Origin of the sequence: Pseudomonas sp. EA_15y_Pfl1_P101, from assembly GCF_963970835.1 — a bacterium.
Lineage (GTDB): Bacteria > Pseudomonadota > Gammaproteobacteria > Pseudomonadales > Pseudomonadaceae > Aquipseudomonas > Aquipseudomonas tritici.
The window spans coordinates 255,570-269,163 of record NZ_CAXAPA010000005.1 but is presented as its reverse complement, the minus strand read 5'-3'; the positions used below and the strand labels follow the sequence as shown (position 1 = coordinate 269,163).

Genomic DNA, 13,594 nt, shown 5'->3' with positions numbered 1-13,594 from the left:
AGAATCAGGCGACGAAGGGTTGAGAAAGGCGGCTGGCGACCGAGATGATTAGATCTTCCTGGCCGGCAACGGCGTTGCATCGCGCAAGCTCTTCATAGATTTTTCGCGGCTCGACGCGAAATTCCGCCGCCGCGCGCGCGACGTGCTTCTCGAACCCGCTGCAAACGCCGTAGAGGCCGCTGATCAGATTGGCAGTCTTCACCACCGTGGGAGTCCTGACCGGAGCGAAATCCTCAAGGCTCTCGACAGCGCGGCAAAGGTCAAAGACCTTCACTCCGGTCTCGAACTTGTAGCGCTCAAGCACCGCGCACAGCACTTCCAGCTGAGTATTGCCTGCACCCGCGCCGAATCCGCGCATGCAGCCGTCAATGATGGTCGCCCCGGCCTGGGCGGCAGCCAGCGAGTTGGCTACCGCCAAGCCAAGATTGTTGTGGCCATGGAAGCCCACGGGAATAGCAAGCTCCCTGACAAGCAGGCCGATTTTTTCGCGGGTGCTGTCCGGGTCAAAGTGCCCCGCCGAATCCATCAGAACCAGGGCATTGGCGCCATAGCCCTGCTGCTTCAATGCTTCTTCAAGCAGCGTTTCGGGGCTGGCCATGTGGGTCATCATCAGCACACCCTGGACATACGCGCCCTTGGACCGCGCATGTTCGATGTAGCTCTCAGTCAGGCTGGCCTCGGTACAATGGGACGCGATGCGCAGCACGTCGACGCCGATCTGCAGTGCGGTATCAATGTCGCTCAGCCTGGCAAACCCGGGAATCATGTGGATGCCGAGTCTGGAGTGCGTCAGGTTGGCTCGCGCCGTTTCGAGCATCTCGCTGTCTTTGTAGCGCGCAAGTCCGAGTTGCAGGGAGGACGCACCCAGACCATTTCCGTGGCCGACTTCTACAACGCTGAGGCCGCAGCCATCGACAGCGCGGCAGTAGGAGGCAATATCCTCCAGGCTCAGGGTATGGGAGACAGCATGGTTTCCGTCGCGCAACGTTGGGTCGTGAATAGCAATACTCATAAAGATCAAATCCTTGTCATTCAAGTTTTTTGCATCAATTACTGTTCAGGCTGAGGGTTTTCCTGCAGCAGCCGTTTGGGCAGGAACGCTGGCGAAATATGGATGATCGACATCCGCACCACGTGATTGAGCATCACGAAGGCAGGATCGAGCTTGAGTAGCAAAGCCGCTGCGGTCATCACCTCAACACCGCCAGGAACCCACGACATGAATAGCGAAAGGAACGGCTTGCCTGTCAGCTTGCTGAACGCGAAGGCAACCAGAAGTGTCGTGCAGAACGTCAGGGCGGTGACCATCAGACCGGCGCGGATGTAGCGCACGAAATCCTTGAGCGTGATGTCCTTGAGGCGAATGCCGATCAGGCCGCCTAGCAGGATCAGCGCAACGACCGCCAGCGGATCAGGAACATGCAGATGGACTTGAGGAAAACCGACGTTGACCGTGGCGCTGCAAATCAGCCCGGTCAACATGTAAGGCGCAGGAACATCGAAGCGCTCCAGCAGATAACCGGCGACCACAGCCGCGATCGCCGGAGGGATCACGCCAAGGTAATTATCAAACGAGCCCAGCACCGGCGCCGCGCTTTCGGCGTGCCCACCGGCAATGATCGTCACCACCAGCAACAGCGCGAGCAAACGGACAATGTGCACGAACGCGATGCGCCCGGAGGCCGGGCCATCCTCTCCCGAGACCGTCATCACCGCCGCCATTGCGCCAGGAATGGACCCGAGCAGGCTTTCTATATGCCCCCACCGCTCCATGCGCCGTAGCCAGTTGTAGCCGACGAAAATCTGTGTAGTCATGCAGATGAGCAGACCGACCAGAATGCTGAAATCCGTCAGCTCATGCATCATCGAGGCGGTGACGATGGAGCCGACACTGATCCCGAGCAGCAACTGCACGGTGGCCACGAACGGATACGGCATGCGCATGCGAACGCCCATTTTACTGAGCGCCGTGACCAGACAGATCGCGCCGATCAGTTCACCAAGCGGAAGCCCGGTCATGTAACCGAGAAATGCGCCCAGGGCCGCCACGGGAATCGGGATAAGGCTTTCGAACACAGTCTTCATTGGATATCCACTTTTCTGCAGGCGTGACGATTCCGTCCAGCTCAGGAAGGTCAGCTCAATTAATGTCGAAGGAGTCTGGCGTAAGGTCTATATCGCGGCGGCGATTTCGCTGCCCGACCAGTCGCAACTCTCGTGGAACCAGGCTTCGACCTGATGCAGCTTATTGCGCAACTCGGCCTCATCCTGGCCTGCCACAATGGCGTTGAGGATTTCCGAGTTGGTGAATTCCATACCGCCATAAGAGGTCATCTTCCTGGCGGAAATTCGGTACTCCAGGACACCGTCGAGAGGGCAGGTTTGCGGGACGTCGCGCAGCAGACCGACCCGCGGCGGGATGCTGATATGCCCAACCATCCGCAGCGGCGCGGCCATTGGCTCAGGGCGGTAGAACGGATCATGCAGCGCGCGCAGGAAGCTCATCCGCGGATCAAGGCCCCAGGCGTGGGTCAGCTCCTGATTGAAGAACACCCCACCCAACCGCGAGGCGATTTCGCAAAGGACGATCTCGTCATGTCCATCCACGAATAGTTCGAGATGAAACAGCATGGTCGGGTCGGATTGCAGCACATCTTCGACTAGCGAACGCGCATAGCGAACCAGCCTGTCGCGCATCGGGTTGTCGGCGTCGAGCATGTGCAGGTCATGTGATTTGCCGCCGAGGAAATCCAGCGCCGAAGTCATAACCCGAACCGGTGAAACCAGGATCGGACGGCCATCGATGTACAGGCCATTGACGATGTAATGGCTCCCACGTACATAGCTTTCGATCATTAGGTTGTGGAACGTGCTTGAAGTGCGCCCGGCCAGCCACTCCCGCAACTGCTGCGCGTCGTCAAGCACCTCCACGCCGTTCGAGCCGCGGCCATCGCGAGGTTTGATGACCACCGGGAAACCGAAGCGCTCGCTGAAGTGAACCGCTTCCGTGGCATTGCTGATCGATGCCATTTCGGCGATGGCAAACCCGCAGTCCCTGGCACGTTGCTTCATCAGGAACTTGTCTCGGTAAAACGAAGCGCGATCCTCGGCATCCAGCGTAATCCCGAGCCGATCATTGATGCGCGCCACCCGCAGTACATCGATCTCGGCCAGCGCCACACACAAAGGCGCATGGAGCTCCCGTGCAAGCTCATAAACATCGATCTCGACCAGCGCGCTGTCGTTAAAGTTGTCGAAGAGCTGGAAGCGGACGGTATGGCCCAGATGCGCCGCAATCTCTTCATATCGCGAGGCACAGCTCAACAGCATGCCTCCCTTGCCAAGAGCGGCAGACCAGCTCGCGGCAGAGTGCTGGAGAAGAATTTTCGGCGGGCAAAAAACAATGAGCTGCATACGGCTTTCCTTGCAATCGTCCATAGTTTGTAAATCTCCAACTTCAGGCACATCAAATCCACGCCTGATCCGAAACGTCAGTATCTTGATCAAAACCTGAAGTACGGGCCAATACCGATTCCGTCATTATTGATACTTTCCCAAGCGCTGTTCGGGTCGTTGTCTATCAGCCCAGGTATTGGCCGCACTCACGCATCACCGCAGCCTTGCGCTGCAGGTATTGGCAGAAGACTTCCTGGGCGGCGGACTTGACCACCGCGATGCTCATGACATCAACGAACTCCTCGACCGCTGCAACCGCATGGGCGAAGTGATTACTTTCAGTGCCGCCGGTGTGCACGGTGACCCAGGCAACCGTGGCCCGTACCTGCGCGGGCGGCACGCCCATGTCGCGCTCGAACCATTGCTTGAACAGCGGATGAATGACCTCCACTTCACCGTGGGTGTAGACCTCGTGAACCAGGGTGACCAGCAGCCCCTGTAACAGGTCTCGGTCACGCAGGCGTCGCGCGTCCGTCCAGTCTTTGAAGGCCTGCGCAGACGGCATGCAGCTGTCTTTCAGCAGCCACTGATCGTCACCGCAGATCGGCGTTGCCATGTTGTAAAAAAGCTCGGAATGCAGCGTATTGCTCAGTGCGCCGAGGTCCTCGTCGGTGATCCGTTGCAGGCTGCCGCAGACCCGGTAGAGCCGTTGCGCCGCTTCGCCCCACTGCTCGGAGCGCGCCAGCAGCGTGATGCGGTTGGCCAGGCCGGACACACTGGCGGCCGAGTTGTTGGTTTTCGACCAACTGCCAAAGAACTTGCGCAACTGCGGCACAGCATGGCGACGCGAGGTAAGCGTCTGGAACGTACGTTCGATGTCCAGCAGTTCCGATTCCTGACTGCGAAACGCATCCACCAACGCTTGCTTCAGAACCCCGGCCGGCATCAGTTCCAGCACCGGGTCTATCACGGTCAACAGCTGGCTTTGCAGCGTCAGCAGGTTACTCACGGTCATCTATCTTTTTCCTTGTTGGATGATGATTTCAGGCACATTCAAGGGCGCGGGAGCGCCGAGGATGGCAACGGGGAATACTTCCAGCCACTCCGCACGATCAGCAGCGGCAGCAACTGGAAAACCGCGATCAACGCGATACAGCCAGGCCAGCCCCATCGCTCCCACAGCACGCCAGGCACAAACGCGCCGAAGCTGCCGCCCACGTAGTAGCAGGTTAGATATACGCCCACGGCGCCGGCCTTGTTTTGCCGGGCATGGGCGGTGATAAAGGAGTTGGCCGCAGACTGGGCGAGGAACACGCCGGTGCAACTGAGCGCCAGACCGACAACGATCAGCCACAACGATGACCACAGGGTCAGCACCGAGCCGCTGACGCCCAGCCATGCCGCAACCCTCACCAATTCACTACGAGGCAGGTTCTTGCTCATGCGCCCGGCGATCGGCACCACCACCAGTGCCAGCAGGAACACCGCATAAATTGAACCGAGCGCAGCGCTGCCCAGCGCAAACGGCGCCCGACTCAGGTGTAAGCCGACATATGTAAACATCGCGACTTGGGCGAACAGCACGCAGAACCCCACGGCATAGGTGGTCAGCAATGGTCTGCTTAGCAATTCGCTGCGCATTGCCTCGCGATCGGTAGGCGTTTGTACGGGTGACCGAAGGTTACGCGGCAACAGCAGGAAAACCCCCAAACCTATGATCAGATTCAAAGTGGCCAGCACTGTCAGCGCTAGGCGCCAGTCATCGCACTCGGCCACTAGGCCAGACAAAAAGCGTCCGCTAAAGCCGCCCAGAACCGTACCGGCGATATACAGGCTGGTCATTTCCGTAACGGCCCCGCCGCTCCAGCGCACGCCGATGTAGGCAACGCTGGTGGCAAACACCACCGGAATCAACATGCCTTGCACCGCTCGCCATAGCAGCAGCTCGCTGAAACTGCCCGAGCAGGCCACCATCACCGCAGGCAGTGGCAGCCATATCGCGGCCACGGCGATGACCCGGTGCTGCTCGCCCCACGCTGTCAACCGGCCGACAAAGGGGGCGGTGATTGCCACGGCCAGGGTGGTGACGGTAATGCTCCAGCTCGCTTGCAGGGTGGAAATGTGAAACGTCGCGGCCAACTCGGAGAGCAGCCCTTGAGTGGCATAAAGGTTGATAAAAGCGGCGCACCCAGCCAGAAACAAGGCAACTCGAGGACAACTCACGCGACGATTCCTAAGATTACGTGTGATGATTTCTTACAATTTTATAATGTAGGCTGTCGAAAGGATCCAATACCTATTTCTGACCAATTGATACCTCAAGGATGACGATGATTTACCTCCGCCGCCTGCGCTACTTCCTGATCCTCAGCGACGAGTTGCACTTTGGCCGTGCCGCGGCACGTCTGCACATTGCCCAGCCGCCACTGACGCGGCAGATTTCGGCACTGGAGGCGGAACTGGGCTTTCGCCTGTTTGATCGCAGTACCCGCAACGTCACGCTCACCTCGGAGGGCAGGCACTTTCTACCCTACGCCCGGGCGGTGCTGGAGCAAGTCGATCTGACGGCAAGCATTACCAGCAAGCTGGCGGCGGGTTCCGCTGGTCATCTGGCGGTGGGGTACGCCAGTTCGATTGCGCTGTCGGACATCTTCAGCCAGACCATTCAGGCCTTCGGCTCGGCATATCCGGATGTGCAACTGACCGTGGAAGAAGGTGCGTCCAGCACCCAATGGTCGCAACTTATCGAGGGCCGTCTGGATATTGGCATGAGTCGTATGCAGCCGCCCGCCGAAGATGTTGAGATTCAAGCCATCTGCCTGGACAACGAGCAGTTGATCGCAGCCATTGCCAGTGACAGCCCGCTCGCCCAGCAAGAACAGGTGACACTCACTGAGCTGAGCGCCTACCCATTGATCGCCTTCCCGACCGACTACGGTTCCGGACTGAACGAGATTATCGAGGCGCTATATCGGCGCCACGCACTGAGACCCCTACCCGCGCCGAAGGGAAAGCAGATCACCTCGATCATCGCCTTGGTCGCCGCAGGCCGTGGCGTCGCCTTGGTGCCTCAGTGCACCCAGACCCTGGTCAAGCACGGCGTGACCTACCGGCCCTTGGCCGAACCCGGGGCCACGGCCCCCTTGCTGGTATTGACGCGCAAACTCGAGCGCAGCCCGCTGGTCAAGGCATTTGTCGAAATCATCGAGCAGATCCTACGAGCGAGGTGAATAATTTGAGGGGCTGGATGGGCGGAGTGACAAACAATCACTACCACTGGAGATATGCGCTCACCGGACAAAATTGCCATCTGTAAGATTTAGAAATAAATGCGGCAGCCTTCACTGTGGCCGAGAGCTTGGGAGGCAGTCCTCAACTCGAAGGGTTCAGAGCGTAATCTCTGAGATCTCAGATGATAACTGGCCGACTGCTGCCCTCGTGAGGGGCGCAGACCGCCCAGAGTGTGTAAAAACAGTTCGCCAAAACTTGAATCGCCCCGAGTTTCGTACACACCCGACGGCCGCTTCTGGCCGAGGCTGCGGATTCCACGACATTTGGACACCCAGTCCACGATCATTTGGACACTCGTTCCACGCTCACTTGGACACCTGATCCACGCCCATTTGGACAGGCAGTCGGAGCGCAGCGACGCAGGTTTGCATTGTTATTCTGAAGTCCCTGTTGCCGTCAATTTCGTTGCGCGTCTGCGCATCGATTCGCCCTTTAGTTCGATTCGATAAGCGTTGTGCACCAGCCGGTCGAGGATCGCATCGCCCAAGGTCGGGTCGCCGATCAGCGCATGCCATTTGTCCACCGGCATCTGGCTGGTGAGCAGCGTCGAGCGGTTGCCGTAACGGTCGTCCAGCAGTTCCAACATGTCGCGCCTTTGCGCAGCGGTAAACGGCGCTAGGCCCCAGTCGTCCAAGATCAGCAGGTCGGTCTTGGCATAACCCGCCATCAGTTTCGCGAAGCGGCCGTCTCCGTGGGCCAGGCCCAGCTCTTCCATCAAGCGCGGCAAGCGCAGGTAGCGCACGCTGTAGCCGTCCCGGCAGGCCTTGTGGGCCAGCGCGCAGGCGAGCCAGGTTTTGCCTACACCGGTCGGGCCGCCGATGATCAGATTCAAGCCATCGCGCAGCCACTGGCCGCTTCCCAGTTGCAGGATCATGGACTTGTCCAGGCCACGCGGGCTGCGGTAATCGATGTCTTCCAGGCAAGCGTTGTGGCGCAGTCGTGCCAGTTTCAGGCGGCTGCTCAGACGCGTGTTTTCACGTTCAGTCAGCTCGCGGTCGACCATCAGACCGAGGCGTTCGTCGAAGCTGAGATCGTTGATGTCAGACGTTGCATCTTGTTCGCCAAGCGCCTTGATCATGCCGTGCAGGCGCAGGGTTTGCAGCTTGTCGAGTGTCGGGTTGGGTAGCATTTTGGTGATCCTTTTTCAGGTCAGTGGTAGTAGCCGGGGCCACGCAGGTTGATGTGTTCGTCGGGCAGCAGCGGCAGGTTTTGCTGGGCCAGCGGCAGGCGTTCAAGGCCTTGGCGCAAGATCGATTCCAGGCTTTTGTAACTGCATGCACCCAGTGCCAGCGCATGCTGGCACGCGGCTTCCAGCCGCTCTTCGCTGTACTGTTTGCCCAAGCGCAGGATCCCCAGGCAGGCGCGGAAACCGTGCTGCGGATGGATTCGGCGTTCGAGGATATGAGCGATGACACCAGCGGTGTTCGGCCCGGTCTGCTCAGCCCAGTGGATCAGTCGCTGCGGCGTCCATTCGGCATGTTCGCGGTGACTTTTGGGCATGTGCTCGGTTTGGGTGGTGTGGCGGCCTTTGTGCGGCGAGCGCAGATGGCTGGCCACCCGCTGGTTGGCGTGGAAGCACTCGACGGTCTTAGCGGTTAGCCGCGCTTCGAGTTGGTGCTTCACCAGCTGGTACGGCACCGAGTAGTAATGGCCGTCGACCTCGACGTGGTAGTCGATGTGGACGCGTACTTTTTTCCATTCGGCGTAGACGTACGGATGCTCCGGTAACGGTTGCAGCGCCGGTTGGTCAAGGGTCTCGAAGGCTGACCGGCGTGAGCCGGGCAGCTTCTTGAAGGGCTTTTGATTGAGGCGTTCGAGCAGCAGGCTGATTGCCGTGTTGAGTTCTCCGAGCGAGAAGAACTGGCGGTTGCGCAGCACTGCCAGGATCCAGCGCTCGACCACTTGCACACCCACTTCAACCTTGGCTTTGTCCTTGGGTTTACGCGAACGCGCGGGCAGTACGGCTACGCCGTAATGCTCGGCGAGATCGCGGTAACTGGGGTTGATGTCCGGCTCGTAGCGATGCGCCTTGGTGACGCCACTGCGCAGATTATCGGGCACCAGGATCTGCGATGTGCCGCCGAAAAAAGCAAAACAGCGGGCGTGCGAGCCCAGCCAGTCGGGCAGTTTCTGCGACCAAGTGGCTTCGGCAAAGGTGTAGCTGGACGCGCCTAGGACGGCGACGAAGATCTGGGCCTGACGGATTTCACCGGTCTGTCGGTCGATGATGGGCGCGGTCTGTCCGGAGTAATCGACGAACAGCTTTTCGCCGGCACGGTGCTCCTGGCGCATGACAACATCGACCTTGGCGGCCCAGAGGCGGTAGTGCTCGCAGAACCAGCTGTATTGGAAGCCTTGCGGGTGAGCGAGTCGGTACTCTTGCCAAAGCAGGGCCAGAGTTACGCCGGGGCGGCGCAACTCGGCATGCGCCCAAGCCCAGTCAGGCATCGGACGTTGATCGCTGGGAACTGTTGGTGCTGGAGGGAACAGGCATCGCTCCAGTTCGGAGTCCGATAACAATGTCGGCCAACTCAGCCCGCAAGCGTTAAAGCGGTGCAAGTAGTTGCCCGCACTGCCGCTACTGATGCGCAGGCTGGCGGCGATCTTGCGCACGGACAGGCCGGCGTCGAACTTTAGGCGTAGTACCTCTCGGATTTTACGCATGGATAAGATTTGCATCATTGGTTGCATCCAGTTTGTTGATCACGATGTTCAACACCGGTGTCACTGCACCCAATGCAGCCAAAGGCTCCAGGTCTCGATAGAGCTGGAGCATCCCACGCTGAAACTCTCGAGCCGTCAACATATCGGGCGTGATGGGAGAAATAGCCACTTGAGAACCCAGCAAGGCCATCTCTAGCACGATGGAGCGAGCGCCCTGGGTATCGATCAAAATCAGATCAAAGTCTTGCGCAAAGGCCGGCATTAAATTCTTGAGACGAAGGCGTCCGTCAGCAGCGTGCAGTAACAAATTACTCAATAAATTGAAGGGATCATTTGACTTGATCAGCGACAGATTGGGGATGCAGGTTTGAGAAATGATTTGATCAGGCCGAGTCTCATTACTCGTGATCAACTGATAGGTACCGCCAGGTGCCTCATGCGACAGGTTGTAAAACGAGGACAGTGACGGCTGATTATCAAGGTCAATGAGCAGGGTCCGAACACCTGCATCGGCGCAGAACGCACCTAAATTGGCGCCGACCGTGGTTTTACCCGGCCCGCCTTTGGTTGAAACGACTGCAGCGACTTTCATGGGGCTTCCCTCTGAATCGTAGGATTAGAGACGGCTTCATGCTGGTCACGCTGTGCGCTTTGATCACCTCGGAGAAATCCAAGGCAAAAAAAAGCCTGCATCTCTGCAGGCTTTCTCTATCTGGCTCCACGACCTGGACTCGAACCAGGGACCCAATGATTAACAGTCATTTGCTCTACCAACTGAGCTATCGCGGAATGCGCCGTATGTTACTGATTGAAAAGGAGAAGTCAAGCTTTCTATGGCACTTGCTGAGATTAAAACGGATGGCCGGTTGAGTCTGCGTGCTCGCTGGCCATCTCCAGCCAGGCCAGGGCGGCGGGTGGTAAGTGGGCGCTGGCTCGCCAGGCCAAGGCGATGTGCCAGTCGGTGTGTGGTTCGTCCAAGGGGATCAGGGCGATGCCCGCGTGTTGATGTTTGTGCGCCAGCATGCGCGGCAGGAAAGCCACGCCCAAACCGGCGGCGACCAGGTCGACGATGAAGTCGATCTGGCCGCTGCGCGCCGTCACCTTGGGGGTGACGCCTTTGCGTTCGCACGCGGCGAGAATTTTGGCGTTCAGGGCGAAGCCGGCTTCAAACAGGATGAAGGGTGAATCCGCCAAGTCGGTGAAGTCGATGCGTTTGCGCAGGGCCAATGGGTGGCTGATGGGCAACACCGCGATCAGTGGTTCATTGCGCACGGGTTGGTAATCGAAGCCTTCATCCACCGGCAGCAGCAGCGCCGCCAGGTCGACCTCCCCCGCTTCCAGGCACTCGCGCAGTTTTTTGCTGCCGTATTCGGTGAGTTCGATGTCGATGTCCGGATAGCGACTGCGGTAGGTGGCAAACATCGTCGCGAACAACACGCCGCAGCCCACAGGCGGCAAGCCGATGCGTAGCACGCCACGCTTGAGGCCGCGCAGGTCGTTGATCTCCGCCACCAGGTCGTTGTGCTCGGCGAGCAGCACCAAGGCGCGGCGGTAGGCAATTTCGCCGGCGGCGGTGAGTTCGTTGCGGTGGCCGAGACGGTTGAGCAACGGCGTGCCCAGCTCGTCTTCGAGGGTCTTGACCGCCTTGCTCACGGTGGATTGAGTCAGGGACACCACCTCGGCAGCCTGGGAAAAGCCACCTTGGCGCACCACTTCGACAAAGGTACGCAGTGTTCTCAGGTTCATCGGTATTCCTTTGGCGACTGGCTAGCAGTGATAAAAGTTGTTTTTATCATGCCAGATATTTGCCTATCCTGATCCGCCCTGGCTTGTGGAGACACTGTTCATGATCATCTCGTCTGCCTCCGACTACCGCGCAGCCGCCAAGCGCAAGCTGCCGCGCTTCCTGTTCGACTACATTGACGGCGGCGCCTACGCCGAACACACGATGCGCGCGAACAGTTCGGACCTGGCCGAGATCAGCCTGCGCCAGCGCGTCCTGCGCAATGTGGATAACCTGAGCCTGAAGACCACGGTGTTCGGCCAGACACTGGACATGCCGGTGATCCTCAGCCCGGTGGGCCTGACCGGCATGTATGCGCGACGCGGCGAAGTGCAGGCCGCCAAGGCAGCGGAGAACAAAGGCATCCCGTTCTGCCTGTCGACGGTATCGGTGTGCCCAATTGAAGAGGTGGCGTCGCAAAGTGCGCGGGCGATCTGGTTCCAACTGTATGTGCTCAAGGACCGTGGCTTCATGCGCAACGCACTGGAACGAGCGCAGGCGGCCGGCATCACGACACTGGTATTCACTGTGGATATGCCCACGCCCGGCGCGCGCTACCGCGATGCCCACTCGGGCATGTCCGGGCCCTTCGCAGCACAGCGACGCATGTTGCAAGCTGTCACCAAGCCGCAATGGGCCTTTGATGTGGGGTTGATGGGCCGCCCGCACGACCTTGGCAATATCTCCAAGTACCTAGGCAAACCCACCCACTTGGAAGATTACATCGGCTGGCTGGCCAACAACTTCGACCCGTCGATCAGCTGGAAAGACCTGGAGTGGATCCGCGAATTCTGGAAGGGCCCGATGATCATCAAGGGCATCCTCGACCCACAGGATGCCAAGGACGCGGTGAGTTTCGGCGCCGATGGCATCGTGGTTTCCAACCATGGTGGCCGTCAATTGGATGGCGTGCTGTCCACCGCTAAAGCCTTGCCACCGATTGCCGATGCGGTGGGCGACGACCTTACGGTGCTGGTCGACTCCGGCATCCGTTCCGGGCTGGACGTGGTGCGCATGCTCGCCCTGGGTGCCAAAGCCTGCCTGCTGGGTCGCGCCAGTGCCTACGCGCTGGCCGCCGATGGCCAGCACGGGGTGGAAAACCTGCTGGACATCTTCGCCAAGGAAATGCGCGTGGCCATGACCCTCACGGGGGTGACGTCGATTGACCAGATTGACCAAACCACCTTGGTTCGCCAACACCTTTAAAACGGGTACCCATCGGCCAAATAACCGGCGTCATTATTCAACGACTGTTTCTGCCGATAGGAATAGTCGTTGTTTTATAAGAACATTTAATAATGTTAAACCATTTGGCACGAATATCGCTCTAACCTCTCCAAGCAGGTTAAGCGATGACAAGACGTGCGGTGGTTCCCTGGGGTTATAACCCAGTAAAAAGCGGTCTAGACTGTAACCAATGTTTTACGGAACTGAAGGAACAGTTAGACGCTTGGCGCTCGCCACTCTCATCGAGCCTGTAAGACAGCTAAGAGCTTAGAGGCCGATTGCTCATGAAAACACCTACCCAGACCAACGCAATTGACTTCGACAGTGCCAAATTGCAGCGCCTGGGGTTTGGTCAGCCATCCCTCGTCCCACACCGTCCCACCACTATCAGCCAACTTCGCCAGCAACTGGGCCTGCAACTGCAAACCAGCCTGGAGCCGGAGCGCATCCTCGGTGTTTTCTTCCGAGAGATCCAACGCCTGGTGCCTCTGGACGCCCTGCAATACCGCCATCAAGCCAGCGACCTGCGCCTGGAGTTCGGCCATCGCGGTCACCATACGGTGAGCTATAGCCTGAGCCATGAAGGCGAGCACCTCGGTGAATTAATCTTTCGCCGCAACCAGCGCCTGGTGGAAGAAGAACTGGGCCAGCTCGAATCCCTGCTGGCCACCCTGCTCTACCCGATGCGCAACGCTCTGCTCTACCGTGCCGCCACCCGCAGCGCACTGCGCGACCCGTTGACCGACACCGGCAACCGCATTGCCATGGACCAGACCTTGCAGCGGGAAATCGACATGGCGCGCCGGCACCTGAACCCGCTGTCCTTGCTGATGCTCGACATCGACCACTTCAAGGTCATCAACGATACCCACGGCCACACCGCCGGCGATACCGTGCTGCGCGCCGTCGCCGCAGCGATAAAGAGTCAATTGCGCAACGTGGACATGGTGTTTCGATTTGGCGGGGAAGAGTTTCTGATCCTGCTGTCCAACACCGGCCGAGACGCGGCGGCAATGGTCGGCGAACGCCTGCGCCAAGCGGCACAGACCCAGGATTACCGGGTGGATGGAGAGCGGATCGAATTGACGGTGAGCCTCGGTTGTTCGACCTTGCTGGCGGCAGAATCTGCCGAAAGCCTGCTGCGCCGAGCTGACAGCGCGTTGTACGTGGCCAAGCGCGAAGGCCGCAACCGCTTGGCGATGGCGGGGTAAGCCCTAACCGTTAAAGTTGAAT

The 13,594-nt window shown here is 59.2% G+C and carries 11 protein-coding genes, 1 tRNA gene and 1 pseudogene; 3 read left to right on the top strand and 10 right to left on the bottom strand.

What is annotated here, in order from left to right:
• Positions 1–4 precede the first annotated feature (4 nt).
• The 5 genes from dmpG to AACY36_RS10305 all read right to left on the bottom strand — a co-directional run bounded on the left by dmpG (position 5) and on the right by AACY36_RS10305 (position 5,619).
• Complete coding sequence (dmpG, locus tag AACY36_RS10325) at positions 5–1,012, bottom strand: 4-hydroxy-2-oxovalerate aldolase (protein WP_339416451.1); 1,008 nt, start codon at positions 1,010–1,012, stop codon at positions 5–7.
• A gap of 38 nt (positions 1,013–1,050) precedes the next feature.
• Positions 1,051–2,085 carry an AbrB family transcriptional regulator gene (locus AACY36_RS10320; RefSeq protein ID WP_339416453.1) on the bottom strand — a complete coding sequence of 345 codons (1,035 nt, stop codon included), beginning with the start codon at positions 2,083–2,085 and terminating at the stop codon, positions 1,051–1,053.
• A gap of 87 nt (positions 2,086–2,172) precedes the next feature.
• Positions 2,173–3,414 carry an ATP-grasp domain-containing protein gene (locus AACY36_RS10315; RefSeq protein ID WP_339416455.1) on the bottom strand — a complete coding sequence of 414 codons (1,242 nt, stop codon included), beginning with the start codon at positions 3,412–3,414 and terminating at the stop codon, positions 2,173–2,175.
• Positions 3,415–3,580: 166 nt separating this feature from the next.
• Positions 3,581–4,405, bottom strand: a complete 825-nt coding sequence (locus AACY36_RS10310; RefSeq protein ID WP_339416752.1) for a hypothetical protein — start codon at positions 4,403–4,405, stop codon at positions 3,581–3,583.
• A 44-nt stretch (positions 4,406–4,449) separates the two neighbouring features.
• The gene (locus AACY36_RS10305; protein WP_339416457.1) at positions 4,450–5,619 is read right to left on the bottom strand and encodes an MFS transporter; all 1,170 of its coding nucleotides are present in this window, start codon (positions 5,617–5,619) and stop codon (positions 4,450–4,452) included.
• A gap of 107 nt (positions 5,620–5,726) precedes the next feature.
• Between AACY36_RS10305 and AACY36_RS10300 the strand changes: the two genes are divergently transcribed.
• Positions 5,727–6,626: a LysR family transcriptional regulator gene (locus tag AACY36_RS10300; RefSeq protein WP_339416458.1), complete on the top strand. Its 900-nt coding sequence runs from the start codon at positions 5,727–5,729 to the stop codon at positions 6,624–6,626.
• A 434-nt stretch (positions 6,627–7,060) separates the two neighbouring features.
• Here the strand turns inward: AACY36_RS10300 and istB are convergent, their stop codons facing one another.
• The 5 genes and pseudogenes from istB to AACY36_RS10275 form a co-directional block, all read right to left on the bottom strand.
• Positions 7,061–7,816, bottom strand: coding sequence for an IS21-like element ISPre4 family helper ATPase IstB (istB, locus tag AACY36_RS10295; RefSeq protein ID WP_339497039.1), 756 nt, complete (start codon positions 7,814–7,816; stop codon positions 7,061–7,063).
• Positions 7,817–7,836: 20 nt separating this feature from the next.
• Entirely contained in the window at positions 7,837–9,366 is a 1,530-nt protein-coding gene (istA, locus tag AACY36_RS10290; RefSeq protein WP_339497057.1) for an IS21 family transposase, read from the bottom strand.
• A pseudogene (locus tag AACY36_RS10285) lies at positions 9,350–9,943 on the bottom strand (ParA family protein); the annotation flags it as partial. The gene istA and the pseudogene AACY36_RS10285, both read right to left, overlap by 17 nt.
• A gap of 121 nt (positions 9,944–10,064) precedes the next feature.
• Positions 10,065–10,140, bottom strand: a tRNA-Asn gene (locus tag AACY36_RS10280).
• 60 nt (positions 10,141–10,200) lie between these two features.
• On the bottom strand, positions 10,201–11,097 hold the full coding sequence (locus tag AACY36_RS10275; protein ID WP_339416464.1) for a LysR family transcriptional regulator: 897 nt from the start codon (positions 11,095–11,097) through the stop codon (positions 10,201–10,203).
• Positions 11,098–11,197: 100 nt separating this feature from the next.
• Here AACY36_RS10275 and lldD point away from each other — a divergent pair, with 100 nt between their 5' ends.
• Both lldD and AACY36_RS10265 read left to right on the top strand, forming a co-directional pair.
• Complete coding sequence (gene lldD / locus AACY36_RS10270) at positions 11,198–12,340, top strand: FMN-dependent L-lactate dehydrogenase LldD (RefSeq protein WP_339427434.1); 1,143 nt, start codon at positions 11,198–11,200, stop codon at positions 12,338–12,340.
• Positions 12,341–12,645: 305 nt separating this feature from the next.
• Positions 12,646–13,572, top strand: coding sequence for a GGDEF domain-containing protein (locus tag AACY36_RS10265; protein WP_339416466.1), 927 nt, complete (start codon positions 12,646–12,648; stop codon positions 13,570–13,572).
• Positions 13,573–13,594: the final 22 nt, after the last annotated feature.

Bases quoted from the DNA above. Each gene is read 5' to 3' on its own strand.
- dmpG (WP_339416451.1), bottom strand. From the start codon at position 1,012: ATGAGTATTGCTATTCACGACCCAACGTTGCGCGACGGAAACCATGCT.
- AACY36_RS10320 (WP_339416453.1), bottom strand. From the start codon at position 2,085: ATGAAGACTGTGTTCGAAAGCCTTATCCCGATTCCCGTGGCGGCCCTG.
- AACY36_RS10315 (WP_339416455.1), bottom strand. From the start codon at position 3,414: ATGCAGCTCATTGTTTTTTGCCCGCCGAAAATTCTTCTCCAGCACTCT.
- AACY36_RS10300 (WP_339416458.1), top strand. From the start codon at position 5,727: ATGATTTACCTCCGCCGCCTGCGCTACTTCCTGATCCTCAGCGACGAG.
- istB (WP_339497039.1), bottom strand. From the start codon at position 7,816: ATGCTACCCAACCCGACACTCGACAAGCTGCAAACCCTGCGCCTGCAC.
- istA (WP_339497057.1), bottom strand. From the start codon at position 9,366: ATGCAAATCTTATCCATGCGTAAAATCCGAGAGGTACTACGCCTAAAG.
- AACY36_RS10275 (WP_339416464.1), bottom strand. From the start codon at position 11,097: ATGAACCTGAGAACACTGCGTACCTTTGTCGAAGTGGTGCGCCAAGGT.
- lldD (WP_339427434.1), top strand. From the start codon at position 11,198: ATGATCATCTCGTCTGCCTCCGACTACCGCGCAGCCGCCAAGCGCAAG.
- AACY36_RS10265 (WP_339416466.1), top strand. From the start codon at position 12,646: ATGAAAACACCTACCCAGACCAACGCAATTGACTTCGACAGTGCCAAA.